Annotated in this window: 22 protein-coding genes; 15 read left to right on the plus strand and 7 right to left on the minus strand. The window is 63.0% G+C overall.

Annotated elements, in window-relative coordinates; translation table 11 throughout:
• The first annotated feature begins 90 nt into the window (after positions 1-90).
• Positions 91-1,311: a pyridoxal phosphate-dependent aminotransferase gene (locus tag CXR02_RS11455; RefSeq protein WP_058931824.1), complete on the plus strand. Its 1,221-nt coding sequence runs from the start codon at positions 91-93 to the stop codon at positions 1,309-1,311.
• A 49-nt stretch (positions 1,312-1,360) separates the two neighbouring features.
• Complete coding sequence (locus tag CXR02_RS11460) at positions 1,361-2,215, plus strand: polyphosphate kinase 2 family protein (protein WP_104062113.1); 855 nt, start codon at positions 1,361-1,363, stop codon at positions 2,213-2,215.
• Between the two features lie 122 nt (positions 2,216-2,337).
• Here the strand turns inward: CXR02_RS11460 and CXR02_RS11465 are convergent, their stop codons facing one another.
• Together CXR02_RS11465 and xseA are read right to left on the minus strand one after the other, a co-directional pair.
• The gene (locus CXR02_RS11465) at positions 2,338-2,556 is read right to left on the minus strand and encodes an exodeoxyribonuclease VII small subunit (protein WP_058931826.1); all 219 of its coding nucleotides are present in this window, start codon (positions 2,554-2,556) and stop codon (positions 2,338-2,340) included.
• Complete coding sequence (gene xseA / locus CXR02_RS11470) at positions 2,537-3,862, minus strand: exodeoxyribonuclease VII large subunit (protein ID WP_104062220.1); 1,326 nt, start codon at positions 3,860-3,862, stop codon at positions 2,537-2,539. Before xseA ends, CXR02_RS11465 begins: the two co-directional genes overlap by 20 nt.
• A gap of 203 nt (positions 3,863-4,065) precedes the next feature.
• On the opposite strand from xseA, the gene CXR02_RS11475 reads away from it, so the two are divergent.
• On the plus strand, positions 4,066-4,917 hold the full coding sequence (locus CXR02_RS11475) for a hypothetical protein (protein WP_104062114.1): 852 nt from the start codon (positions 4,066-4,068) through the stop codon (positions 4,915-4,917).
• Positions 4,918-4,926: 9 nt separating this feature from the next.
• On the plus strand, positions 4,927-6,006 hold the full coding sequence (locus CXR02_RS11480; protein WP_104062115.1) for a 4-hydroxy-3-methylbut-2-enyl diphosphate reductase: 1,080 nt from the start codon (positions 4,927-4,929) through the stop codon (positions 6,004-6,006).
• Positions 6,007-6,068: 62 nt separating this feature from the next.
• On the opposite strand, the gene CXR02_RS11485 is transcribed toward CXR02_RS11480, so the two are convergent.
• The gene (locus CXR02_RS11485; RefSeq protein ID WP_104062116.1) at positions 6,069-7,277 is read right to left on the minus strand and encodes a DNA recombination protein RmuC; all 1,209 of its coding nucleotides are present in this window, start codon (positions 7,275-7,277) and stop codon (positions 6,069-6,071) included.
• A gap of 130 nt (positions 7,278-7,407) precedes the next feature.
• On the opposite strand from CXR02_RS11485, the gene ychF reads away from it, so the two are divergent.
• On the plus strand, positions 7,408-8,493 hold the full coding sequence (ychF, locus tag CXR02_RS11490) for a redox-regulated ATPase YchF (protein WP_104062221.1): 1,086 nt from the start codon (positions 7,408-7,410) through the stop codon (positions 8,491-8,493).
• A gap of 198 nt (positions 8,494-8,691) precedes the next feature.
• Positions 8,692-9,210, plus strand: a complete 519-nt coding sequence (locus CXR02_RS11495; protein WP_104062117.1) for a DUF1877 family protein — start codon at positions 8,692-8,694, stop codon at positions 9,208-9,210.
• Positions 9,211-9,338: 128 nt separating this feature from the next.
• Here CXR02_RS11495 and CXR02_RS11500 read toward each other — a convergent pair whose 3' ends face one another.
• Positions 9,339-10,379: an LLM class flavin-dependent oxidoreductase gene (locus CXR02_RS11500; RefSeq protein WP_104062118.1), complete on the minus strand. Its 1,041-nt coding sequence runs from the start codon at positions 10,377-10,379 to the stop codon at positions 9,339-9,341.
• Between the two features lie 168 nt (positions 10,380-10,547).
• Here CXR02_RS11500 and CXR02_RS11505 point away from each other — a divergent pair, with 168 nt between their 5' ends.
• The 5 genes from CXR02_RS11505 (at position 10,548) to CXR02_RS11525 (ending at position 17,985) form a co-directional block, all read left to right on the plus strand.
• The gene (locus CXR02_RS11505) at positions 10,548-12,311 is read left to right on the plus strand and encodes an ABC transporter family substrate-binding protein (RefSeq protein ID WP_104062119.1); all 1,764 of its coding nucleotides are present in this window, start codon (positions 10,548-10,550) and stop codon (positions 12,309-12,311) included.
• Between the two features lie 278 nt (positions 12,312-12,589).
• The gene (locus CXR02_RS11510) at positions 12,590-14,275 is read left to right on the plus strand and encodes an ABC transporter substrate-binding protein (protein ID WP_104062120.1); all 1,686 of its coding nucleotides are present in this window, start codon (positions 12,590-12,592) and stop codon (positions 14,273-14,275) included.
• Positions 14,276-14,400: 125 nt separating this feature from the next.
• Positions 14,401-15,330: an ABC transporter permease gene (locus tag CXR02_RS11515; RefSeq protein WP_104062121.1), complete on the plus strand. Its 930-nt coding sequence runs from the start codon at positions 14,401-14,403 to the stop codon at positions 15,328-15,330.
• Entirely contained in the window at positions 15,320-16,267 is a 948-nt protein-coding gene (locus CXR02_RS11520; RefSeq protein ID WP_104062122.1) for an ABC transporter permease, read from the plus strand. The genes CXR02_RS11515 and CXR02_RS11520 overlap by 11 nt, the downstream gene beginning before the upstream one ends.
• An 11-nt stretch (positions 16,268-16,278) precedes the next feature.
• Positions 16,279-17,985: an ABC transporter ATP-binding protein gene (locus CXR02_RS11525; protein ID WP_104062123.1), complete on the plus strand. Its 1,707-nt coding sequence runs from the start codon at positions 16,279-16,281 to the stop codon at positions 17,983-17,985.
• A gap of 133 nt (positions 17,986-18,118) precedes the next feature.
• On the opposite strand, the gene CXR02_RS11530 is transcribed toward CXR02_RS11525, so the two are convergent.
• A complete protein-coding gene (locus tag CXR02_RS11530) occupies positions 18,119-18,964 on the minus strand; it encodes an SGNH/GDSL hydrolase family protein (protein ID WP_104062124.1) in 846 nt (281 codons plus the stop codon).
• A gap of 270 nt (positions 18,965-19,234) precedes the next feature.
• Between CXR02_RS11530 and typA the strand changes: the two genes are divergently transcribed.
• Complete coding sequence (typA, locus tag CXR02_RS11535) at positions 19,235-21,163, plus strand: translational GTPase TypA (RefSeq protein ID WP_104062125.1); 1,929 nt, start codon at positions 19,235-19,237, stop codon at positions 21,161-21,163.
• A gap of 86 nt (positions 21,164-21,249) precedes the next feature.
• Here typA and CXR02_RS11540 read toward each other — a convergent pair whose 3' ends face one another.
• Complete coding sequence (locus CXR02_RS11540) at positions 21,250-21,495, minus strand: hypothetical protein (protein WP_258060917.1); 246 nt, start codon at positions 21,493-21,495, stop codon at positions 21,250-21,252.
• A gap of 134 nt (positions 21,496-21,629) precedes the next feature.
• On the opposite strand from CXR02_RS11540, the gene fdxA reads away from it, so the two are divergent.
• From fdxA to CXR02_RS11555, 3 genes are all read left to right on the plus strand, one after another.
• On the plus strand, positions 21,630-21,956 hold the full coding sequence (fdxA, locus tag CXR02_RS11545; RefSeq protein ID WP_056344030.1) for a ferredoxin: 327 nt from the start codon (positions 21,630-21,632) through the stop codon (positions 21,954-21,956).
• 13 nt (positions 21,957-21,969) lie between these two features.
• Positions 21,970-23,118, plus strand: a complete 1,149-nt coding sequence (gene dapC, locus CXR02_RS11550; RefSeq protein ID WP_104062126.1) for a succinyldiaminopimelate transaminase — start codon at positions 21,970-21,972, stop codon at positions 23,116-23,118.
• A 229-nt stretch (positions 23,119-23,347) separates the two neighbouring features.
• Entirely contained in the window at positions 23,348-24,631 is a 1,284-nt protein-coding gene (locus CXR02_RS11555) for a citrate synthase (RefSeq protein ID WP_104062127.1), read from the plus strand.
• Positions 24,632-24,797: 166 nt separating this feature from the next.
• Here CXR02_RS11555 and galE read toward each other — a convergent pair whose 3' ends face one another.
• Positions 24,798-25,811 carry a UDP-glucose 4-epimerase GalE gene (galE, locus tag CXR02_RS11560; RefSeq protein ID WP_104062128.1) on the minus strand — a complete coding sequence of 338 codons (1,014 nt, stop codon included), beginning with the start codon at positions 25,809-25,811 and terminating at the stop codon, positions 24,798-24,800.
• Positions 25,812-25,844: the final 33 nt, after the last annotated feature.

The following is a 25,844-nucleotide window of genomic DNA, read 5'->3' on the forward strand; positions in this document are numbered from 1 at the left end:
CACGGGCCGGCAGCCGCCGTCGTCCGCTCTCCACACCTCTGTGTCTGAGGTCTCAACAGAAGTACATCCGTCATATGGCATATTTGATGGATGGCAGAATTCAAGCAGTCCACCAAGCTTCACAACGTCCTTTACGACATCCGTGGACCGATTCTTCAGGCCGCCCAGCAGATGGAGGCGGAGGGTCACCGGATCCTCAAACTGAACATCGGAAACCCTGCGCCGTTTGGATTTGAAGCCCCGGACGCGATCCTGGTGGACATGATCCGCCATCTGCCCCATGCCCAGGGTTACAGCGACTCCCGGGGCATCTTCTCGGCCCGGACCGCGGTCTCCCAGTACTACCAGACCCGCGGAATCCAGAACATCCATGTGGACGACATCTACCTGGGCAACGGCGTCAGCGAACTGATCACCATGTCCCTCATGGCGCTGCTCAACGACGGCGACGAGGTGCTGATCCCCACACCGGACTACCCGCTGTGGACCGCTTCCGTGGCCCTGGCGAGCGGGAAGCCCGTGCACTACCTCTGCGATGAGGAATCAGGCTGGCAGCCGGACCTTGAGGATCTTGAAGCCAAGATCACGCCCCGCACCAAGGGCATCGTGGTGATCAACCCCAACAACCCCACGGGCGCGGTCTATCCGGAAGAGACGCTGAAGAAGATCGTGGCGCTGGCCGAGAAGCACGGACTGATCCTTTTCGCGGATGAAATCTACGAAAAGATCCTGTACGAGGACGCCGTGCACATCAACATGGCCGCGCTGACGGGCGACGACGTCCTTTGCCTCACTTTCAGTGGGCTGTCCAAGGCCTACCGCGTCTGCGGCTACCGTGCCGGCTGGATGGCCATCTCGGGCCCGAAGAAGGATGCCTCCGATTATCTGGAGGGCATCAGCCTCCTGGCCAACATGCGCCTCTGTGCCAACGTGCCCGCCCAGCACGCCATCCAGACCGCGCTCGGCGGCTACCAGAGCATCAATGACCTCATCCTCCCCGGCGGCAGGCTGCTTGAACAGCGGAACAAGGCCTACGACATGCTCAACGCGATCCCGGGTGTGAGCACGCAGCAGGCCCGTGGCGCGCTGTACCTGTTCCCGCGCCTGGATCCGGAAGTCTTCCACATCCGTGATGACGAGAAATTTGTCCTGGACCTGCTGAAGGAACAGAAGATCCTGGTGTCACACGGCCGGGCGTTCAACTGGGTCCGGCCTGACCACTTCCGCATGGTCACGTTGCCGAACGTCAAGGACATTGAAGAAGCGATCGGACGCATGGGGGACTTCCTTAGCCGGTACCAAGGGAACTAGCCTGTGGTGACGCGTCTTTCGGCGCGTGGAACCTTGGGAAAGGACCCCAATGGCTGACGTCGTTGAGTTCGAGAAGCACCCCGTCGATACGCTGAGGGTGGGGAAAGGGTTCTCGCTGGCCGACGCTGACCCCGACGCGACGCCCGGTTACAAGGGCAACAAAGCCGATGGCCAGACAATTCTCGCTGAACTGGACGGCGCGTTGGCCGAACTTCAGGAAAAGCTGTTCGCGGAGTCGCGCTTCGGCGGGAGAAAACGGCTTCTGCTGATCCTGCAGGCCATGGACACCGCGGGCAAGGGCGGAATCGTCAGCCATGTCATGGCCACCATGAATCCGCAGGGCGTCCAGTTCAAAGCCTTCAAGGCCCCCACCGAGGAGGAAAAGTCCTATGACTTCCTCTGGCGGATCGAGAAGGAGGTGCCCGGAGCGGGCATGGTGGGCATCTTCGACCGCTCCCACTATGAGGACGTACTGATCCACCGCGTCCATAACTGGGCGACGCCTGACGAGATTAAGCGCCGCTACCGGGCCATCAATGAGTTCGAGGCGCGCCAGACCGATGCCGGAACCAAAATTATCAAGGTGATGCTCAACATCAGCAAGGATGAACAGAAGGCACGGCTCCTTGCCCGGCTGGACAACCCGGCCAAGCACTGGAAATACAGCAGCGGTGACCTCAAGGAACGGGCCTTCTGGGGCGACTACATGGCCGCCTACCAGGCTGCCTTCGACGAGACCAACACGGAAGCCGCACCCTGGCACGTGGTTCCGGCCAACAAAAAATGGTACGCCAGGATCGCGGTGCAGCAGTTGGTGCTGGGCGCGCTGTCTGACATGAAGCTGGAATGGCCAAAGGCGGAGTTCGACCTCGGTGTGGAACGCGAGCTCGTCGAAAGGTCCTAGGCTGCCGCCCTCAGAGGCCGGTCTGCGCCGCTGTTCAACAACTGGGTCGCATTACATGTCGTCTTGAGCATTCAATACGACATGTGCTGCTACCTACATGGGAGCCTTTGGTCAGTGACTGGTCAGAGCGGCTGGTCGCGGGCGGCAGCGAGCCGCTTGCGGGCACCCTCCAGCCACTCTTCGCAGCGCTTTGCCAGGGCTTCGCCGCGTTCCCAGAGTGCCAGGGATTCCTCGAGGCTGGCGCCGCCCGCCTCAAGCTTCCCCACCACCTGCACCAGCTGTTCGCGGGCTTCCTCATAGCTCAGTGCTTGGATTTCCGGGTCAGGCTTTGTTTCGGGCATGTGCTTCTCCTTGTTGAAGTTCCCCAGTGGAAGTGGCGCCGAACAGGCCATGGGCAACGCGCACGGACAACGCAGTTCCCGACGGCGCCTCCGACGGGTCTCGGACCACAGCGTGGCCGGCAGCCTCAGTGGCACGGGCCGGCCGGCCGTTGGCCAGTTCGACCACGGCATAGCCGCGGTCCAGCGTCTTTTGTGGTGACAGGGCACGGACCTGGGCCTGCAGGTGAACCAGCTGGTCAGCCGCCCGTACCACCGTTGAACTGACAGCGGCCGATGATCTCCGCAGGAGGCGTTCGATTTCCTCTGCGCGTCCGGTGACCATGGCTTCCGGGGCGGCCAGAACAGGCCGGGAATGGAGTGCGGACAACCGGTCCGACTCCCTGTCCACGAGCCTGCCGATGCTCCTGCGCAGGTGCTCCCGTGCCTGGCGCACGCCCGCCAGTTCCTCGGCAACGTCAGGCACGATCTGCTTGGCCGCATCAGTGGGCGTGGACGCGCGCAGGTCCGCCACGTCGTCGAGTAGGGGACGGTCCGCCTCATGTCCGATGGCGCTGACCACCGGGGTGGCCGTGGCCGCGACTGCACGGATCAGTTCCTCGCTGTTGAAAGGCAGCAGGTCCTCCAAGGCTCCGCCGCCCCGGGCGATCACAATGACGTCCACGTCGGGGCGGCTGTCCAGTTCCTGCAGGGCGCGGATAATTTGCGAGACCGCAGTGTTGCCCTGGACCGCCACTTCCCGGATCTCGAATTCAACTGCGGGCCAGCGCAGTGCGGCGTTTTGGACGACGTCTTTTTTGGCGTCGGAGTCCCGTCCGGTAATCAGGCCGATACGGTGCGGGAGCAGCGGCAGTGGTTTCTTCCGTGAATCGGCAAACAGCCCCTCGGCGAAGAGGGCCTGGCGCAACCGTTCGATCCGCGCCAGCAGGTCGCCAAGCCCTACAGGCCTGATGTCCCGAACCTGCATGTTGAGCCGCCCGGTCTTCAGCCAGAACTCCGGCTTGAGCAAGGCCACCACGCGGGAGCCACGCTCCAGGGGCATGTTCTGCCGGTCCAGAACCTTGGTCCAGACCGACGCCGGCAGGGAAACTTCCGCGTCCACGTCCCGGAGGGTGAGGTACGCGTTACCCCCGCGGCGGTTCAATTCGATGACCTGGCCTTCGACCCATGCGGACGGGGTGCGATCGATATGGGCCTTGAGTTTCTGGGACAGCAACTGCAGCGGCCATGGATTATCCGGGCTGGTCTCACCGGCCGTGGCAGGCAACGTGGTGGCAGCAGTGCCCGGCAGCGCAGCCTGTTCAGACATGTCCGCTGCCCCGGGAAACTGTGGGTGGCGGCATGGTGGTCCTTTGTTCGGCAGGTAGCGGTTCGTGCTTGAAAGGCGGCCGTCAGTGAGCTGGCGGTTGCCATTCAACCTTATCCATAAGCTGTATCACCCGAGACTGACATTCTTTGTCCAGACACCAGCCCTATGATGGCTGTGCTGCCGCCAACCCGTGAGGACCCGTTTTGCGCACCTTCGTTTCAGCCATTGCCGTCGTCGTGGGCGTTTTGCTGTCCGTCCTGGCCGTACCCGCCATCTGGCTTGACCGCAACGTGGTTCAGGAGGATGGCTTTGTGGCCCTGGCCGCTCCCCTGGGGCAGGACGCAGAATTCCAGCAGAGGCTCGCCGCGGCCGCTGTGGGCACCATCGATACAGGGGCCATCCCGGACGCCCTGGCAGGTCTGGTCACGCCAGTGCTTGAGGCGGCTGCCAGTTCCCTCACAGCCTTGCCCGGCTACCCGGCGGCCTGGGAGGAAACACTGCGGAAGAGCCACCGGCTCAGCTTCGCCGCACCCGCATCGGCTCCCGCCGAACCTGACTCCCCGTCGTCGCTTACGTTGGACGTGGCACCCTTGGTGGCGCTGGCGACGGAGGAGCTCGCACGCACCACCGGACTCCCGCTGACTGCGCCGGAGCAGACGCTGGTCAACGTTGGCGAGCCTGAGCAGCGCCAAATGGTCGAGAGAGCGTCCGCGTACGCGCCGCTCGGCTACTCCCTTGCCATTGGAGCGGGAATCGCCTTTGCGCTAGCGCTGGTGTCCGCGCGCCGTCGCTGGACCGTGATTCTCGCTGTAGGACTGGGGGCCCTGGCACTGGGGGGCCTGTGGGCTGCCGGCTCGCAGGTCGCCAGGGATGCCATCGTGGGGACGGCCAGCGGCAACGGGCTTTCGGACATGTTCAAGGATGCGTTTGTGGCGGCCGCGTCCAGCAGCTTCCAATCCTGGGTCGGTGGTGCCGCGATAACCGGCGCTGTGCTTGTCGCTGCGGCCGTTGTGATCCGGATCGCTTCGCCAGGGCGGCGGGCCCCCACCCGGTAGCATGGAGAGATGACTTCCTCAGCTGTGTCCCTCTCGATGCCAACTGTCCCGCGCAGGCGGCGCTCGCCTGAGGAGGTAGCCGCCGCGGCTCCGGTGACCGGTCCCAAGAAGGTCCTCCTGGCTGCGCCCCGCGGCTACTGCGCCGGTGTGGACCGGGCCGTGATCGCTGTCGAGAAGGCCCTAGAGCACTACGGTCCGCCGGTATATGTCCGGAAGCAGATCGTGCACAACGTCCACGTGGTGAGCTCGCTTGAGGCGCAGGGCGCCATCTTCGTCGACGAGACGGACGAGGTCCCAGAGGGCGCCCTGGTGATCTTTTCCGCCCACGGCGTATCCCCGGCCGTCGTCCAGTCAGCCGAAGACCGCGGGCTTCGCACCATCGACGCCACCTGCCCGCTGGTGACCAAGGTTCACAAGGAGGCCGTGCGGTTCGCCAAAGACGACTTCGACATCCTGCTGATCGGCCACGACGGTCACGAAGAAGTCGAGGGCACCGCCGGCGAAGCCCCGGAACACATCCAGATCATCAACGGTCCCCACGAAGTGGACAAGGTAACCGTCAGGGATCCGGAAAAGGTCATCTGGCTGTCCCAGACCACCCTCAGCGTGGACGAGACCATGGAGACAGTCCGGCTGCTGAAGGATCGGTTCCCCACCCTGCAGGATCCGCCCAGCGACGACATCTGCTACGCCACCACCAACCGCCAGGTGGCCATCAAGAAGATCTCACCCCAGGCCGACCTGGTCATTGTGGTGGGATCGGCCAACTCCTCGAACTCGGTCCGCCTGGTGGAAGTCGCCCTGGAGTACGGGGCCAAGGCCTCCTACCGCGTGGACTTCGCCAACGAAGTGGACGAGGCATGGTTTGAAGGCGTGGCTACCATCGGCGTCACCTCAGGGGCTTCAGTTCCGGAGCTCCTGGTCACGGACGTCCTGCGCCTGCTGGCCGACTACGGGTACGGCTCCGTGGAAGAAGTTGTCACGGCCGAAGAAGACCTCCTTTTCTCGCTGCCCAAGGAACTCCGCGCAACCCTGAAGGAAGCCGGAGACGTCAGCCGGGCGCTCGGCGGCCGCCGCTCCCGCGACTGACATCTCCCGACCTCCGGTGGTTGAGCTTGTCGAAACCAAAGCTCAACCACCCATTCCCGCCGTCAGGCGGCGGCTTCGTCCTGCTGAAACTCCGGGGCCGCCAGCGAACGCGGCGTGACCTCGAGTGCCGGCGGAGTGAGCAGCCCGGATTCATCCATGGCATTGAGCTTCCGTGCGGTGGGCAGGATCCGCGCTTCCAGGGTGCCGATCAGGGCGTTGTACCGGTCCACCGAAGACTTGAGTGACGAACCCAGCTTGCCCACGTTATCGCCGAGCGTTCCCATTCGTTCGTACAGCTGACGGGCGAGGTCGAACAGTTCCCGCGCACTGTCCGTCAGCACATCCTGGCGCCACGTGAAAGCCACCGATTTGAGCACTGCGAGCAGCGTACTGGGCGAGGCAAGAACCACATTCCTGGAAAGCGCGTGGTCCAACAGCGTCGCATCGGCGGTCAGGGCGGCGGCCAGGATGGATTCGGCCGGCAGGAAGCAGATCACCAGCTCGGGGGAGTTCCCGGGGATGTCCCAGTACTTCTTGTTGCTGAGCGAGTCCACGTGGGCCCGCAGCGCCTTGGCGTGGGCGGCCAGCAGGGATTGCTGGCTGCCGGGATTCCCGGTTGTACCCGAGTCCTGGCGCGCACCCAGCTCCTGGGCCTCCAAGTAAGAGGACAACGGAACCTTCGCGTCCACCACCAGCTGCTTCTGGCCCGGCAGTTGGACGACGAGGTCGGGACGGACCGCTGAATCGGCCCCGGCACTGTGGACCTGCTCCAGGAAATCCACGTGCTTGAGCATGCCCGATGCCTCGACCACTCGGCGCAATTGAACTTCGCCCCACTGTCCACGAGCACTGTTGGAGCGCAACGCTGACTCGAGGGCGTGCGTGGACCGGATCAGCTGGGCATCGGAAAGCCTGGCCTCCTGAAGTTGTTGCGCCAACTGGCCGTACTGTTCCAGGCGGTCGCGTTCCAGCAGTGCCACCTGCTGCTGCACCGCGGTCAGCTTTTCCGCCACGGGGGCCAGTGCCCGGAGGACGCTCCCGTCCTGGTTACGGGACTCGCCGAGTTCCCGGTTCTGCATCGAGAGCAGGCGGCGCTCCGCATCCGCGGCGGCGAACTGGGCGCTGACCTCGGAAAGCCGCGACGAAACAGCGTCGAAGTCCTCCTCCAGGGCACGACTGTGCCGGCGAAGGGAAAAGTAGGCGGCGGCGGCGCCGACGACGGCACCCACCAGCAGCATCAACAGGGCAAGAATCAGGGCTAAAGCATCCATATCCACACTGTGGCATGACCCTGTGACAATTTACGGAACCGACATATTCCACCAGGCGTTCCACCATGTGCCGACACTGCGTGGGACCGCCTGGGGCCCATGCGTCCGGCAACCGGTAGAATCAATGCTCGTGGCTCTTACTATTGGCATCGTCGGACTGCCCAACGTCGGCAAATCAACTCTTTTCAACGCACTGACCCGGAACCAGGTGCTGGCTGCGAACTATCCGTTCGCTACCATCGAACCCAATGTCGGCGTCGTGAACTTGCCGGATCCCCGGCTCCAGCAGCTCGCTGACATCTTTGGCTCGCAGCGCCTCCTGCCCGCTCCGGTGTCCTTCGTGGACATCGCCGGCATCGTGAAGGGCGCATCGGAGGGCGAAGGCCTGGGCAACAAGTTCCTTGCCAACATCCGCGAGGCCGAGGCCATTGCCCAGGTGGTCCGGGTGTTTGATGACCCCGACGTCATCCACGTCGACGGCAAAGTGGATCCCCGCTCGGACATGGAAACCATCAACACCGAGCTGATCCTCGCTGACCTTCAGACCATCGAAAATGCCATTCCCCGGATCGAAAAAGAAGTCAAGATCAAGAAGCGGGAAGCTGCCGAACTGGCAGCCATCAAGGCTGCGCAGGCGGTCCTGGAACGCGGGGACACGGTCTTCTCCTCGATCAAGAGCGACAAGCTGGAGATGGAGTATCTCAAGGAGCTCAGCCTCCTGACCGCGAAGCCGTTCATCTACGTCTTCAATTCCGACGAAGGCATCCTGGGCAGCCCGGAGAAGCAGGACGAACTGCGGGCCATGGTGGCCCCGGCGGACGCCATCTTCCTGGACGCGAAGCTCGAATCCGACCTTGTGGAGCTGGACGAGGAGGAAGCGCGCGAAATGCTGGAAATGAACGGCCAGGACGAGTCCGGCCTCGACCAACTGGCACGCGTCGGCTTCCACACCCTGGGCCTCCAGACGTACCTCACGGCCGGGCCGAAGGAAACACGCGCCTGGACCATCCACCAGGGCGACACCGCGCCGCAGGCAGCAGGCGTCATCCACAGCGACTTCCAGCGTGGCTTCATCAAGGCTGAAGTGGTTTCCTTCCATGACCTCATCGAGGCCGGTTCCATGGCCGAAGCCAAGTCCCGTGGCAAGGTACGCATCGAAGGCAAAGAGTACGTGATGGCTGACGGCGATGTAGTGGAGTTCCGCTTCAACGTCTAGCCCCAACTACGAGAATCGCGCCTTGGCACAGCCTGGGCGCGATTTTCGTGTTGGCACTGATCGCGTTAGTCGTTTTGGTGGCCATAAAGCATGCCACCAGGAGAGAGCTGGCCCCTTTGCTGCCAAGGAACCACAGGGTTATCCACATACCCGAATGTGGCGGTTACGTGCAGCCCGCAGTCCGGCGATGCTTGGCGAATGGGAATCAGATACTACGCGTACGCATTCGACGGCAACCTGACCGACCAAGCGCTTGCCGATCCTCTCAGCTTTCTCTCCGATGATCCGCTCGCCGATGCATGGGGATTCGAACACGGTGCCACGATCAGCACCCCGACGTTTGAGCAAGCGGTGCCGAACCGGGACATGCTGTACCTCGACAAAGCATGGCGACATTTGCAGTGCCTCACTGCACCAGCGGAACCAGACCTGATCACCCGTCGTGCCTATCGGATGTTCGAAGGCGCAGTGGTCATGAACGGCATGGGTTGGGAGCCTTGGGTGCGGACACTGACCCCACCGGAGGTGTTGGCTGTCGCAAGGGACCTGGAAGAGGTCTGCGCCGAGGACGTGGAATTGCGGCTGCGGGAATCGCATTGCTTCAGTCCGGACGTTGCTGGTGAGGTCGACTATGTCCGGAGCTACCTTCGGCAGGCGCGGACCTTTACGGCGAACCTCGCTGACGAGGGACGCGGCATGGTCTACATGATCGGATGATCCCGGCAATGACCACACCAGATCCGCAGACAAAGCAGACACTCCGGCAATGATCAGCTGATCAGTCCTCGTCCACGTCTCTGCCTGCGTTCAACAGCTAGCCGCGGCGGCGGGCAGGACGGCAACCCTTACCCGGCCCGGGACCATCCCAGGGCGGGACCCAATGTCGTGGCGATGTCGGTGAGGATCTGGATGTAGTCGTGATGGTCGAAGCTGAAGGGCAGCGCGAACGCCACCTCGTTAACCTCCTGGAACCCAGCGTGGGCGTACAGCTGTTCCGCAATCTGATCGCTGGTGCCGATGAGATCGGGGGCGAACAGCATCCTTCGCGGCCCCTGCGGTGCGAGGGTCCGGGGCGTGCGCTCATCGACGTACCGCTGGTACTTTTCCCGCTGTTTCGCTGAAGCCGAATCGGTCGGGATCACCACCAGGCCCTGCGAGACGCGGGCTGGTCCGTGCGGTTGGGTTGATGTCGCGGCGGCTTTGCGGTAGGCACGGATCTGCGATTGCTGGATCTGGGCAAACGCCGGTTCCTGATCCGTTTCGGGGAAGATCACACTGCTGGAGAGCAGATTGAATCCGTTGGCCCCGGCCCAGATGGCCGATTTCCTGCTTGCCGCCCCATACCAAAGCCGTTCACGCAGCCCGGAAGAGTGCGGCTCGACGCGGTTGGAAAATTCCTCGACGACACCCTGCTTGCCGGAAAATTCCCGGACCGGCTCCCCGGCAATCAAACGGGCAAGCCGCTCCACGCGGGCATAACTGAAGTCCTCCAACTCCGCCGAATCCGGGTACAAATCCTGCTTCACGGTGTCGTAGTGCATTGGTTCACCCACGCTCAGGCCCGGATTGATTCGTCCGCCGGCAAGCAGATCCACGGTGGCCAGGTCCTCGGCCAGGCGCAAAGGGTTTTCCCAGCCCATCGGGGTCACGGCGGTTCCAAGCTCGATCCGGGACGTGCGTTGGCTGGCCGCGGCCATGACGGCAATGGGGGAGGAGATTCCGAACTGCAGATGGCGGTGGCGCAGCCAGGCGCTGTCGAATCCAAGCCGCTCGCCCAGTTCGAGGACCTGCAACGTCGATTCGTGCCCTGCGGCCGGATCCGCCGGATCGAACAGGCCAATCGTCAGGAATCCAAGCTTGCGTAGAGGAAGTGGGGAGACAGGCATGGGCTTCCTTCAAGGATCGGTGTGCGCCTGAAGCTCATGATAGGCGGACATTGGCCGACGCCCTGAACCGCTAGAATTCAAGGAAAAAGCAAGGACATTCAACGTCATGCGGGCATTACAGGTATGTTCCGCTTCAACGTCTGATTCCCGACAGGCAAAGGAGACGGCATGCCCCTGAGGCGTCTGATTCAGGTCATCACCGGGGCCGTCGTTGCGGCGCTGGTTATCTCGGGGTGCTCCGCTTCCGGGGGTGCGCCGCCGGTGGTGGTCGGTGAGACGAACCGCGGCGGCAGCGCCACTGTGGCCGAGGTGAACGCCTTCACGTCCTTTAATCCGTTCAGTGCCGACGGAAACACGGACATCAACACCAAGATCGGCCACATCACCCACTCCGGGTTCTACTACGTGGATGACACCGAAAAGGTGGTCCGGAACGAGAAATTCGGCCGGATCGAGAAAATCTCCGACAAGCCGCTGAAGGTGAAGTACACCGTCAGCGAGGGTGTGAAATGGTCCGACGGCGAAGCCATTGACGCCGGCGACCTCCTCCTGTCCTGGGCCGCCGGCTCGGGCTACTTCGACGACGCGGAACCCCGGGCGGGGACCGGGACTACGTACTTTTCGGCCGCGGCTGACAAGAGCGGCCTGGGGGCCACCGCACTCCCGGAGATCGGGAGCGACGGGCGTTCCATCACGCTGGAATACGCCGCGCCGTACGCTGATTGGGAAGTAGCGTTCGACGTCGGGCTCCCCGCCCATGTTGTCGCCGCCAAGAGCGGCCTTAACGACGAAGACGACCTCGTGGACCTGATCAAGGGCTCGCCCCGGGGCGACACGGAACAGCCCTCGGTCAACGCCCCTCTGAAGCGGGTCAGCAACTTTTGGAACTCAGGCTTCGACACCAAAACGCTTCCTGATGACCCGTCCATGTACCTTTCAAGCGGCCCCTACATCGTCCGGGACATCGTTCCGGACGCCTCGATCCGGCTGGTCCGGAACAGGGACTATGTCTGGGGACCAGAGCCTTACCTCGATGACATCACTGTACGGTTCACCGGTGCCGCCTCTACCGCCATTGCCGCGCTCAGGAACGGCCAGGCGGACATCATTGCCCCGCAGCCCTCTGCCGGCACCGAAAGCCTCTTCGACGGGCTGGTGGAGCAGGGCAATACCGTCCAGCGCTTCAGCCAGTCCGGCTACGACCACCTCGATCTCAATTTTTCGGGGTTGTTCGCGGACAAGAATGTCCGGGAGGCCTTCCTGAAGACTGTTCCGCGCCAGGAGATCGTGGATGACGTGGTGGGCGGATTTGTCGCCGACGCGAAACCCCTGGACTCGCACGTCTTCCTGCCACCCCATCCGAAGTATCTGGACGCCGTGAAAAACAACGGTTCGGCCGAATACTCTGACGTGGACATCCAAGGCGCGAAGTCGCAATTGCGGGATGCTGCCCCGACGGTCCGCATTCTGTACAACAGGGACAACCCCAACCGCGTGCGGGCCTTCTCCCTGATCCGCGACTCCGCCCGCCTCGCCGGATTCACCGTTGAAGACGCGGGCCTCGGCAGCTCGGACTGGGCGAAAGCGCTCGGCGGCGGCAGCTACGACGCCGCCATCCTCGGTTCCATCGGACCTGGGGTCGGCGTCAGCCGCGTCCCGCAGATCTTTAAGACCGGTGGCGGCAGCAACTTCAACGGATTTTCCGACGGCGACGCAGACAAAGCCATGGAGCAACTGTCCGGCACTACGGACCTTGCAAAGCAGGACCAACTGTTGGCTGACATCGACAAACGCGTGTGGGACAGCGCCTACGGCCTGCCGCTGTACCAGACCACTGGAACGGTGGCTTTCAGCAGCCGCGTGACGGGTATCAAGCCCAGCTCAGGCCCTTTGGGTGTTTGGTGGAATGTGTGGGAGTGGCGCCTGAAATAGGCCCTCCTGGGGGCTTGTCGCCCTTGCGGGAGCCCGCCCCCGTCCTCGATTCGCAGCATCCCCTACCAACGAGTAGCATGTGACTTGCGCAACTTCCGGGTACCGGCTAGTTATTGGCGATTAACTGGTTACGGTTTAGCAACGGAGTACCAGTATTTGGACTTTGTGCGGTTAGGCTACTCATATATGTAGGCCACGTCACAGTGAGAACCTGTGGCGAGCCTGCCGGGGAGCAAAAGATTTCCCCTGAATATCTCCCACAACTCATAGGAGGCGGAATGCGTTTCACGCGCACTTCCAAAGCACTCGGCATGGTGGCGATCGCTGCCCTTGCCCTGACAGGCTGCGGCGCTGGAGGCGGCAGCAATGATGGTGCCAGCCAGTCGGCCGGCGATCCCAACAAGGTGATCACCGCGTACAGCAACGAACCACAGAACCCCTTGCTACCGGCAAATACGAACGAAGTTTATGGCGGTCGCGTTGTCGAGCTGCTGTTCGAAGGCCTTCGCAGCTACGACGCCGACGGCAAGCCAGTCAACTCGCTTGCAGAGTCCATTGAGTCGCCTGACGCTCAGAACTGGACGATCAAGATCAAGCAGGGCCAGAAGTTCACGAACGGCGAAGCGATCACCGCCAAGACGTTCGTTGATTCCTGGAACTTCGCCGCGAACTCCAAGAACCTGCAGAACAACGGATTCTTCTTCGAGTCCATCGAGGGCTATGCAGATGTCTCGGCCGTGACCACCGAAAAAGCGGCTGATGGCAAGACGACCACCACGCCGGCGCCCACCGCCGAAACGATGTCAGGTCTGACGGCTAAAGACGATTCGACCCTCACGGTGAAGCTGGCACAGCCGGAAGCCGACTGGTCGCTCCGCCTTGGCTACTCAGCCTTCTTCCCGCTGCCGTCCGCAGCGCTGGCGGATCCGAAGACCTTCGGCGAAAACCCGGTAGGCAACGGTCCGTACAAGTTCGAAAAGACCGGTTCCTGGGTACATGACCAGTCGATCTCCCTCGTCAAGAACGCTGACTACAGCGGTCCCCGCGAATCGAAGAACGGCGGCGTGACCTTCAAGTTCTACACCGATCCGGGCCCCGCATACACGGACCTTCAGGGCAACAACCTGGACGTCACCGACGTACTGCCGTCCAACGCACTGAAGACCTACGTCACGGACTTCCAGGACCGCAACGCCACCAAGGCCGTGGCCACCAACTCCACCCTGAACATCCCGGGTTACAACCCGAACTTCCAGGGTGAAGCCGGAAAGCTGCGCCGCCAGGCACTGTCCTACGCCATCAACCGCGAAGAGATCGCCAAGGTGGTCTTCAACGGAACCCGCACCCCGGCCAAGGCCTTCGCACCGCCCGTTATCGACGGATTCAAGGAAGGCCTCAAGGGCAGCGAAATCCTGAAGTTTGACGCCGCGAAGGCCAAGGACCTGTGGGCCCAGGCTGACAAGATCCAGCCGTACGACAATTCCAAGCCGCTGCAGATTGCCTCCAACACTGATGGTGGCAACAAGGAATGGATTGACGCCGTTGCCAACGGCTTCAAGAACAACCTCGGCATCCAGGCCGAAATCCAGCCTTTTGCCAAGTTCGCTGAAGTGCTGAACCTTCGCAAGTCCCAGTCCCTCCCGGGCCTGAGCCGCGCCGGCTGGCAGGGTGACTACCCGTCGCTCTACAACTTCCTCGGACCGGTCTGGGCAACGGGCGCTTCCTCCAACTACGAGAAGTACTCGAACCCCGAGTTCGACAAGCTGCTCCAGGAAGGACTTGCCGCCAAGACCACCGATGCGGCGAACGACAAGTTCAACCAGGCCCAGGAGATCCTCTTCGAGGACCTGCCCGGACTGCCGCTCTGGGACCAGGCAAAGCCGATCGTGTGGAGCGAAAACGTTGTGAAGGCCGAAACCGGCTGGAATGGCGGAATCCTCTACTACAACATCACGGCCAAGTAGTCTCCAGGATCTAACTTGCCGCCAGGCGAATGGGGGTCCGGCACAACGCCGGGCCCCCATTGTCCTGCACGGCAGGAAGGCACAAATGAAACACCTCTCTTCGCATCCGGAAGGCTGGTGATCCGGTGGTCCGCTTTATTCTGCGACGACTCCTCCAAGTGATCCCCGTCTTCATTGGCACCACTCTTTTGGTTTACTACATGGTCTTCGCCCTTCCCGGCGATCCCATTGCGGCGCTCTTCGGAGACCGCCAGCCCCCGCAGGCAGTCATCGACACCCTGCGCAGCCAGTACCACCTGGACGAACCATTCTGGGTCCAGTACGGACTCTTCCTGCAGAACCTCTTCACCTTCAACCTCGGCAACGACTTCACTGGCCAGCCCATCGCGGCAAGCTTGGCCAGGGTCTTCCCAGTGACGGCAATGCTCGCCGTTGAAGCACTGGCCATCCAGGCAATATTCGGCGTAGCCTTCGGCGTCTTCGCCGGTCTCCGCCGTGGCGGCTGGTTTGACTCCACCGTCCTGGTAGTTTCGCTGGTTGTCATCGCGGTACCCACGTTCGTTCTGGGTTTCGTCTTTCAGCTCGTCTTTGGCGTACAACTCGGGTGGGCGAAACCCACCGTCGGCGCCAACGCCGATTGGGGCAGCCTGCTGCTTCCGGCAGTGGTCTTGGGCCTGGTGTCGTTTGCCTATGTTCTCCGCCTGACCCGCGCCTCGGTCAGCGAAAACATGAATGCCGACTACGTGCGAACTGCCACCGCGAAAGGCCTGTCACGGCCGCGCGTGGTCATCGCACACATCCTGCGCAACTCGTTGATTCCCGTGGTGACCTACCTGGGCGCCAACCTTGGCGGTCTGATGGGCGGTGCGATCGTGACGGAGGGCATCTTCAACGTCCCCGGCGTCGGCAACAAGCTCTACCAGGCCGTTCTGCGCAGCGAAGGCCCCACCATCGTCTCCATCGTCAGCGTTCTGGTGCTGGTCTTCGTGGTGGCCAACCTACTCGTTGATCTCCTGTATGCCTGGCTTGACCCGAGGATCCGTTATGACCAGTAATAACAACCACTTTGTGGCACCCATCGACGAAACTCCGTTGCTGGCAACTGACACCGTCAAGACCGACCAGGCACCGCTGAGCCTGTGGTCGGACGCCTGGCGCAAGCTTCGCCGTCGTCCGCTGTTCATTATTTCGGCGCTGCTCATCCTGGCGCTTGCTGTTGTGGCGCTGTTCCCGGGCATTTTTTCGTCCGTCGCTCCGAACGACGGCTGCCTACTGTCCAATTCGGAAGGCCGCCCCACGGCCGGGCATCCGTTTGGCTTCACGTTCCAGGGCTGCGACATCTACTCCAGGGTCATCCATGGAACCCAGGCGTCACTTTCAGTGGGGTTGCTATCGGTGCTCTGCGTTCTGGTTATCGGTGTGACCGTTGGCGCCCTTGCTGGCTACTATGGCGGTTGGATCGATTCCGTGCTTGCCCGACTGGGTGACATCTTCTTCGCTCTGCCGCTGATCCTCGGCGCACTGGTGATCACCCAGTTGCCCTTTTTCCGCGAGAACAGGGGCGTTTGGAGCGTCGTGTTTGTGATTTCGTTGCTGGCCTGGCCGCAGATGGCACGCATCACGCGCGGTGCGGTCATTGAAGTGCGCAATGCCGACTTTGTGACGGCTGCCCGTTCACTGGGCGTTTCAAAGTTTGGTGCCTTGGTCCGCCACGTTTTGCCTAATGCTCTGGCACCGATTATCGTCCTTGCCACGCTCGAACTGGGCGTCTTCATCGTGGCTGAGGCAACGCTGTCCTTCCTGGGCATCGGCTTGCCGCAAAGCATCATGTCCTGGGGTAACGACATTGGAGCCGCCGCACAGTCTTCTGTTCGGACCCAACCGGAGATCCTTCTGTACCCGGCGGCAGCGCTGTCCATTACCGTCCTGAGCTTCATCATGCTCGGCGATGCTGTCCGTGACGCCCTCGATCCGAAGAGCCGCCAGCGATGAGAGAGAAAGAGATGACTACTCCAGAGATCCACATCGATGAGGCCGGGGCTGCCGGAGTGAAGCCGCTGCTGGAAATCCGCGACCTGGCCATCACGTTCACCACCGGCAGCGGTGAAGTGCAGGCAGTCCGCAACGCGCACCTGACCATCATGCCGGGCGAAACCGTGGCAATCGTGGGGGAGTCGGGCTCAGGCAAGTCGACGACGGCGCTCGCAGCCATCGGCCTGTTGCCCAACAACGGCCGGGTTTCGGCGGGGCAGATCCTGCTTGACGGCGAGGACATCGCCCACGCCACGGAGCAGCGGATGATCGAATTGCGGGGCAATACGATCGGTATGGTCCCGCAGGACCCCATGTCCAACCTGAACCCGGTCTGGAAGATCGGCTACCAGGTCAAGGAGACCCTCCGCGCCAACGGCAGGCCCAGTGGCCCGGATGATGTCGCCCAGGTACTGTCCGAGGCGGGACTGCCGGATGCCCACCGGCGCGCCAAGCAGTACCCGCATGAGTTTTCCGGCGGTATGCGCCAGCGTGCCCTCATTGCCATCGGGCTGTCCTGCCAGCCGCGCCTGCTGATCGCGGATGAGCCGACGTCGGCACTGGACGTCACGGTCCAGCGGCAGATCCTGGATCACCTGGACACCATGACCACGGAATTGGGCACGGCTGTGCTGCTGATCACCCATGACCTGGGGCTGGCTGCCGAGCGTGCGGACAAGGTGGTGGTGATGTACCGGGGGCAGGTGGTGGAGGCCGGGCCTTCGCTGGCATTGCTCCAGAATCCGCAGCACCCGTACACTAAGCGGCTCGTTGAATCTGCGCCGTCACTGGCGAGCCGAAGGATCCAAGTTGCCAAGGAGCAGGGGCTCGAAGCGTCAGACCTTCTGGCTCCTGCTGCGGAAGCAGCTGCCGCGGACAACGTCCTGCAGATCCAGGACCTGCGCAAGGTCTACAAGCTCCGCCAAGGACTGGGGAAAACGACGGATTTTGCGGCTGTTGACGGGGTGAACTTCGACGTTAAGAGGGGTACCACCACGGCTATCGTGGGGGAGTCCGGCTCGGGCAAATCCACCGTGGCCAAGATGGTGCTGCAGCTCGAAAAGCCTACCGATGGGAAGATCCTTTTTGACGGCGTCGACACCTCGCTGCTGAAATCGTCGGATCTCTTCAAGTTCAGGCGGCGCGTTCAGCCCATCTTCCAGGATCCGTACGGCTCGTTGGACCCGATGTACAACATCTTCCGCACCATTGAGGAACCGCTGCGGGTCCACAAGATTGGTGACGCGGCCAGCCGCGAGAAGAAGGTCCGGGAACTGCTGGACCAGGTGGCACTGCCGCAGTCCGCCATGCAGCGGTACCCGAACGAGCTCTCCGGCGGGCAGCGGCAGCGTGTGGCCATTGCCCGTGCCCTGGCGCTGGATCCGGAAGTGATCATCTGCGACGAAGCCGTGTCCGCGTTGGACGTACTGGTCCAGGCGCAGGTGCTGAACCTGCTCGCGGATCTGCAGGCCAACCTCGGGCTGACCTACCTCTTTATCACCCATGACCTGGCTGTGGTGCGGCAGATTGCCGACCACGTCTGTGTGATGGAAAAGGGCAAGCTGGTGGAGACCGGTTCCACGGACGACGTCTTCGAGTCTCCGCAGCAGGAGTACACGAAGGCGCTGCTCAATGCCATTCCCGGTGCGAAGCTGATGCTTCCGCCCGAAGTGGCCTGATCCGGCCGCAGTATCCCGGGTTAAGGATGGAGCCGGTGCCTTCAGGGCGCGGGCTCCATTCCGTTTTAACGGTTCCATTGCTTAACGGTCTGTTCAGCGCGCCAAGGGCGAGTTCCGCCCGCAAAAAGTCTGTTCAGCCCGCTGGGGAAGCCGCCACCGGGGCTGTTCCGTCCAGCGGTGGGCCTTCGAGCCCCAGCTGCCTGAGCCTGGATCCGAGCAGCCCGCCCAGTGACCTGCGGCCCGCGGCATTCATGTGGACGGCATCTGCCAGGTTCTTCGCGAGGTTGTACTTCGACAGCCAGTCGCCCACGCCCACAAAGGGTATGCCGTTCCTGGCGGACACCGTGCCCAGCAGCGCGTCCACCTGGGTCCTGCGCCCGCCACCGTAGTTGGCGCCGCGGGCCAGGGTGCCGATCATGGCCATCCTGGCGCCTGGATAGCGTTCCCGGAGTGCCCCGATCAGGCGGTCGGCGTTGGCCACAATCTGGGCATCGGTGGCGCCGTGCGCGGCGTCGTTGCCGCCGCCCTGGATGACGATCAGCGCGGGCGTCCCGTACGGCAGTTTCCAGTCGCCGCGCTGCAAGGCGTCGATGTAGTTGCCCGTCTTGCCGTTGGACGCCACGAATCCCGTGCCGCCGAGCCCGCAGAAGTGGACCTTGTAGCCAACGGCGGCAAGGCCAAGACGCGGCCACCCGTCAGCAGGTTCGGATTGGGAATCGCCGATCAGGAGGGCAGTGTGCCGCATGTCCGGCACCACCACCTCGTCACGCCCGCTGGCCGGGTTCCGGTACACAGAACCGTCAGGCAGGCTGATCGGATCGCCGCCGCGGGCCTGGTATGCGCCGGCCGCGGCCGCCTGCGCCGGGGATGGCAGGCCGGAGTCCGGTGTTGCTGCTGGGGTCTGTCCGCAGCCGCCCAGAAGCGCGGCTACCGCGATTCCAGAGGCGACAAAGCGGGTCAGAGCCGAGGCTTTTCGCATCAGGGATTCTCCGGGCTTGCTGTGGTTACCACAGCAATGATGGAGCATCAAGTCACAAAAATCCAGTGAGCTTGGTCACTCTTTGGGCCGCGGCGCGCCGGAATTACCCACCGGCCGGACTGGGCCGATCCGAGATTTTTAGGCCAACAATAGGCTCAGCGTTTAGAATGAGGGAAGGAGCCCTGTGTTATTGGGCTAATCCGTCGTGCGTTCCGGTTGGAAATGTCGCGAAACAACAGCTGACTTCACCACTGAATCGAGCAATCACGCATGTCTGAAACCACCACCAACACCGCGGTAGCCACTGCATCGCGCAGTGACCTCCGCAACGTCGCGATCGTGGCCCACGTTGACCACGGCAAGACCACTCTGGTCGACGCCATGCTCAAGCAGACCAACTCCTTTGCCGAACACAACCACCTTGAAGACCGCGTCATGGACTCCGGTGACCTGGAACGCGAAAAGGGCATCACCATCCTGGCCAAGAACACCACCGTGGCCTACAACGGACCGTCCTCCAACGGTGAAACCATCACCATCAACGTCATCGACACCCCCGGCCACGCCGACTTCGGTGGCGAAGTAGAGCGCGGCCTGTCCATGGTGGACGGCGTTGTACTCCTCGTGGACGCTTCCGAGGGCCCGCTGCCCCAGACCCGCTTCGTGCTGCGCAAGGCCCTGGCCGCGCACCTGCCGGTGATCCTCCTCGTCAACAAGACCGACCGCCCCGACGCCCGCATCGAGGAAGTTGTCCACGAGTCGATGGACCTCCTCCTGGGCCTCGCCTCGGACCTCGCCGACGAAGTTCCGGACCTGGACCTCGACAAGATCCTTGAAGTTCCGGTTGTCTACGCAGCAGCGAGGGTGGGCCGCGCCTCCCTGGACCAGCCCGCCGACGGCTCCGCTCCGGACAACGAAGACCTTGAGCCGCTGTTCAAGACCATCATCGAGCACATCCCGGCCCCGACGTACAACCCGAACGGTGTCCTCCAGGCACACGTGACCAACCTGGACGCCTCCCCGTTCCTGGGCCGCCTCGCGTTGCTGCGCATCTACAACGGCACCCTGCGCAAGGGCCAGACCGTTGCCTGGGCCCGCGCCAACGGAGAGCTCAAGAACGTCAAGATCACCGAACTGCTGGCCACCAAGGCACTGGACCGTGTTCCCACCGAGTCTGCAGGTCCGGGCGAAATCGTCGCCGTTGCCGGTATCGAGGAAATCACCATTGGTGAGACCCTCACCGACGTCGACAACCCGCAGCCGCTGCCGCTGATCACCGTGGACGATCCCGCCATCTCCATGACCATCGGTATCAACACCTCGCCGCTGGCCGGCCGGGTCAAGGGCGCCAAGGTCACGGCCCGCCAGGTCAAGGACCGCCTGGACAAGGAACTGATCGGTAACGTCTCCATCAAGGTTCTCCCCACCGAGCGTCCCGACGCCTGGGAAGTCCAGGGCCGTGGCGAGCTCGCGCTGGCCATCCTGGTTGAGCAGATGCGACGTGAAGGCTTCGAACTGACTGTCGGCAAGCCGCAGGTTGTCACCAAGACCGTCGACGGCAAGATCCACGAGCCGATGGAACACATGACCATCGACGTGCCGGAAGAGTACCTCGGTGCCGTCACCCAGCTGATGGCAGCCCGCAAGGGCCGCATGACCAACATGGCCAACCACGGCACCGGCTGGTGCCGCATGGAGTTCATCGTTCCGGCCCGTGGCCTGATCGGCTTCCGCACCAAGTTCCTCACCGACACCCGCGGTGCCGGCATTGCTTCCTCCATCGCCGAGGGCTACGAGCCGTGGGCCGGCCCCATCGAGTACCGCACCAACGGTTCGATCGTGGCCGACCGCTCTGGCGTGGTCACCCCGTTCGCGATGATCAAGCTCCAGGAACGCATGTCATTCTTCGTGCAGCCCACCTCCGAGGTCTACGAAGGCATGATCGTTGGCGAGAACTCCCGCGCCGATGACATGGACGTGAACATCACCAGGGAAAAGCAGCTCACCAACATGCGTGCAGCGTCCTCGGACACCTTCGAGAACATGACGCCGCCGCGCAACCTGACTCTGGAAGAATCCTTGGAATTCGCCCGCGAAGACGAGTGCGTTGAGGTGACCCCGGAGTCCATCCGTATCCGGAAGCTCATCCTGGACGCCAGCGAACGCGCCAAGTCCACCCGGGCACGCGCCAAGGCCTAGTCCTAAATAGCACATCACAGAAACTGCCGGCACGGCAGGCGGGAACCCCGCCGTCGTGCCGGCAGTTTCTTTGTGTCGGGAGAGCGTCAGTTGCGGACGCGGGCTGGGCGCCGTTCGGGCGCCGGCGGCACTTCCTTGGCAGCCACCACAAGGTCCAGGGGGATCACGACGTCGGCCTTCCGCGTGCGGACTGTGCAGCCGCCGTCGTCAGTGGCCGCCAGGTGCCCCAGGGCGTCGGTCAGGCCGCCGTCGATCCGGTAACGGACGACAACCCGTGTTCCGGGCGTGGCGCTGGCCAGAAATTCTCGGGGCGTAGGCTGGGCGGGACTCACCAGTTCATACTAAGGCGGCTGGCTAGGTTCGCGTGGATGGGCTGGGAGATAATAGGCTCAGAAGTCAATAGTCCGGCCGGTGCCGGATTCAAGTGCCGGCCATGGCCGGGAAATATCGTGGAGAGGCAAGGGACGTGACGTACGTAATCGCGCAGCCGTGTGTAGATGTCAAGGACAAGGCATGTATCGAGGAGTGCCCCGTTGACTGCATCTATGAGGGTGAGCGTTCCTTGTACATCCACCCCGATGAGTGTGTCGACTGTGGTGCCTGTGAGCCGGTTTGCCCTGTGGAAGCCATCTATTACGAAGATGACACCCCTGAAGAGTGGGCTGACTACTACAAGGCCAATGTCGAATTCTTCGATGACCTGGGCTCGCCCGGTGGCGCCGCCAAGGTGGGCAACACGGGCAAGGACCACCCGATGATCGCCGCCCTGCCGCTGCAGAACCAAGACCACTGAGCCGGGCACCGCGTTGACCGCAGCCGTGAACAGCTTTGGCCTGAGCCTGCCCGACTACCCCTGGGAGGCCATGGCTCCGTACCTCGCCAAAGCCTCTGAGCACCACGGCGGGGCTGTAAACCTGTCGATCGGCACGCCCGTGGACCCCACTCCCGCACTGATCCAGGATGCCCTCAAGGCCGCCGCGGACGCCCCGGGATACCCCACGGTCCACGGCACCGTTCCATTGCGGGAAGCCATTGCGGCGTGGTTTGAGCGGCGCCGCGGCGTCCCCGGCCTGGACCCTAAGAACATTATGCCCACTGTCGGCTCCAAGGAACTGGTGGCCTGGCTGCCGCTCCTGCTCGGGCTGAAGCCGGGCGACGTCGTCGTCCGCCCCAAGGTCGCCTACCCCACCTATGACATCGGGGCTACTTTCGCCGGCGTCACCTCCGTCGCTACGGACCACCTCGACGAGTTGGACAATGCCACCCGCGCACGCGTGCGGCTGATCTGGGTAAACTCCCCGGGCAACCCCACCGGAAGCGTCAGGGATGCTGAGTCCCTCAAAGCGCTTGTGGGGCAGGCCCGCGAACTGGGCGCCGTGGTGGCCTCGGACGAGTGCTACGCCGAACTCGGGTGGGGCGTGTGGGACGCACAGCGCGGTGGCGAACCTGTGCCCAGCATCCTGGATCCGCGCGTTTCCGGCGGGTCCCACGAGGGCCTTCTGGCCGTGTACTCGCTGAGCAAGCAGTCCAACGTGGCAGGTTACCGCGCAGCGTTTGTGGCCGGTGACCCGGCCATCATGGCCAACCTCGTCAACAGCCGCAAGCATGCCGGCATGATCGTCCCCTACCCGGTGCAGGAAGCAATGCGCGTTGCGGTGGGCGAGGACACCCACGTCCAGGCCCAGAAGGACCGCTACCGTGGACGCCGGGAGCGCCTGGTCCCGGCTTTGCGGGGCTTCGGGCTGGAGATCAAAGATTCCGACGCCGGACTGTACCTTTGGTCCACCGCCGGAGAGAGCACCTGGGACACCGTGGCCCGGCTTGCTGAGCGAGGCATCGTGGTGGGGCCAGGCGTCTTTTACGGCGAAGCCGGCAACGGGTTTGTGCGTGTCGCATTGACGGGCACTGATGAACGGATTGACGCCGCAGTGGCCAGACTGGCCACGACGCCGTAACAATCATGTGACTCGCACCACAAAGGCGGCATTTTACGGGGGTTTCGCACGCCTCCGATTAGTGACACCCGCAATCGGGCGGTACTTTTTAAGTGACTATCAATGGTGGCTTTCTACAAGAAGGCAGCCCGGGTGTTGGATTCCTGGATGAACAGGGTCACTGCCACGGCTCACCGGATGTTGGATCAAGCTTTCGACAGAGGCCCACGCGCCTCATGAAGGGGACTCCATGACTGAGACCAACAGCGCAACCCTGCACCATGCAGGAGGCGAGCTCAAGCTCCCGCGCATCCAGGTTGTTGAAGGAAACGAAGGCTACGACGTTTCCAAGCTGCTCAAGCAGACGGGCGCAGTCACCTTTGACCCCGGCTTCATGAACACCGCAGCAACCACGTCCGCAATTACCTACATCGACGGCGATGCCGGCATCCTGCGTTACCGCGGGTACCCCATCGAACAGCTGGCGCAGCACTCCAGCTTCCTTGAGGTGTCCTACCTGCTGATCTACGGCAACCTGCCGACACCCACGGAGCTGGAAGCCTTCGACCAGCGTATCCGTCACCACACGCTGCTGCACGAAGAGCTCAAGGGCTTCTTCAGCGGCTTCCCGCGTGATGCCCACCCGATGCCTGTGCTCTCTTCGGCCGTGTCGGCGCTGTCCACGTTCTACCAGGACTCGCTGGATCCGTTCAACGCTGAGCAGGTAGAGGTTTCCACGTACCGGCTGCTGGCCAAGATGCCGGTCATCGCCGCCTACGCCCTGAAGAAGAGCATCGGCCAGCCCATGCTGTACCCCGACAACTCCCACAACCTCGTGGAGAACTTCCTCCGCCTCAGCTTCGGCCTGCCGGCCGAGCAGTACGAAGTGGACCCGGTCATCGCCAAGGCGCTGGACCTTCTCCTCATCCTGCACGCTGACCACGAGCAGAACTGTTCCACCTCCACGGTGCGCCTGGTGGGCTCCTCCAATGCCAACCTCTTCGCCTCGGTGTCTGCCGGCATCAACGCACTCTTCGGTCCCGCCCACGGCGGCGCCAACGAGGCAGTGCTCAAGATGCTCCGCCAGATCCAGGCCGACGGCACCAAGCCGGAGGACTACATGGAGAAGGTCAAGAACAAGGAAGACGGCGTCCGCCTTATGGGCTTCGGACACCGCGTCTACAAGAACTACGATCCGCGCGCCAAGATCGTCAAGGCCACGGCCCACGAAATCCTCACCAAGCTCGGCGGCAACGACGAACTGCTCGAGATCGCCATGCGCCTCGAAGAGAAGGCGCTGAACGACGACTACTTCATCCAGCGCAAGCTCTACCCGAACGTGGACTTCTACACCGGCCTGATCTACAAGGCCATGGGCTTCCCGGAGAAGATGTTCACTGTGCTGTTCGCGATCGGCCGCCTGCCGGGCTGGATCGCCCAGTGGCGTGAAATGATCAGCGACCCGAACACCAAGATCGGCCGCCCGCGCCAGCTGTACATCGGCGAGCCCGAGCGCGACTACCCGGTCCGCTAAATCCCCACCGGCTCATCGGCAGTACGACGGCGGCCGGTCACCTTCTCCACGAAGGTGACCGGCCGCCGTCGTACGTTACCGGCAACTGCAACGCGGGGTCACTTACTGCCTGATTTTCCCTTCGGATCGGGCATTTAGTGACCCCACGTTGCTGTTCAGTTGCTGTTTATGACGTGTAACCCAGGGGGTTGTTCTTCTGCCAGCGCCAGTGGTCCTCGCACATCTGGTCCACGGTCTTCGTGGTGGACCAGCTCAGGTCGGCCAGGGCGGAGGTGGCGTCGGCCCAGAACGCCGGGAGGTCGCCCGCGCGGCGTCCGGTGATCTCGTAGGGGATGGGCTGGCCCACGGCCTTCTCGAAGGACCGCAGGACCTCCAGCACGGAGGAGCCCTTCCCGGAGCCAAGGTTCCAGCGGTAGACGCCTGAGCGGTCCGCCACGTGGTTGAGGGCTGCCACGTGGCCTTCGGCGAGGTCGACGACGTGGATGTAGTCCCGCAGGCAGGTGCCGTCCGGGGTGTCGTAGTCGCCGCCGAACACCATGAGCTTGTCGCGGCGTCCCACGGCCACCTGGGCGATGAAGGGCACCAGGTTGTTGGGGATGCCCTGGGGGTCCTCGCCGATGCGGCCTGACGGGTGCGCGCCCACCGGATTGAAGTAGCGCAGCAGGGCAATGTGCCAACGCGTGTCAGCAGCGCCCAGATCGGCGAGGATGTCCTCGATCTGTTCCTTGGTGCGGCCGTAGGGGTTGTTGGCGCCGATCTCCATCTTTTCCACATAGGGGATGGGATTGTGCTCGCCGTACACGGTGGCGGAGGAGCTGAACACGATGGAGCGGACGTCGTGGCGGTCCATCACCCGGATCAGGTTCAGCGTGCCCACAAGGTTGTTGTAGTAGTACTTGAGCGGTTCGCGGACCGACTCACCAACCGCCTTGAGCCCGGCAAAGTGGATCACGGCGTCGATCGTGTGGGCGGCAAAGACGCCTTCCACTGCGGCTTCGTCCACCAGGTCCACGTTGTGGAATTCGGCGGTCTTGCCGCTAAGTTCGGCAACCCGGCGCAGTGACTCCTCGCTGGAGTTCACCAGGTTATCGATCACCACCACATCGTGGCCGGCTTCCTGCAGGGACAAGACTGTGTGCGAACCGATGTACCCGGTGCCACCTGTGACCAGAATTTTCATGCCCCCACGCTATCCCAATTCCGCGGATGCGTG

This window comes from Arthrobacter sp. 4R501 (assembly GCF_002929755.1).
In the GTDB taxonomy this organism is placed as follows: Bacteria; Actinomycetota; Actinomycetes; order Actinomycetales; family Micrococcaceae; genus Arthrobacter.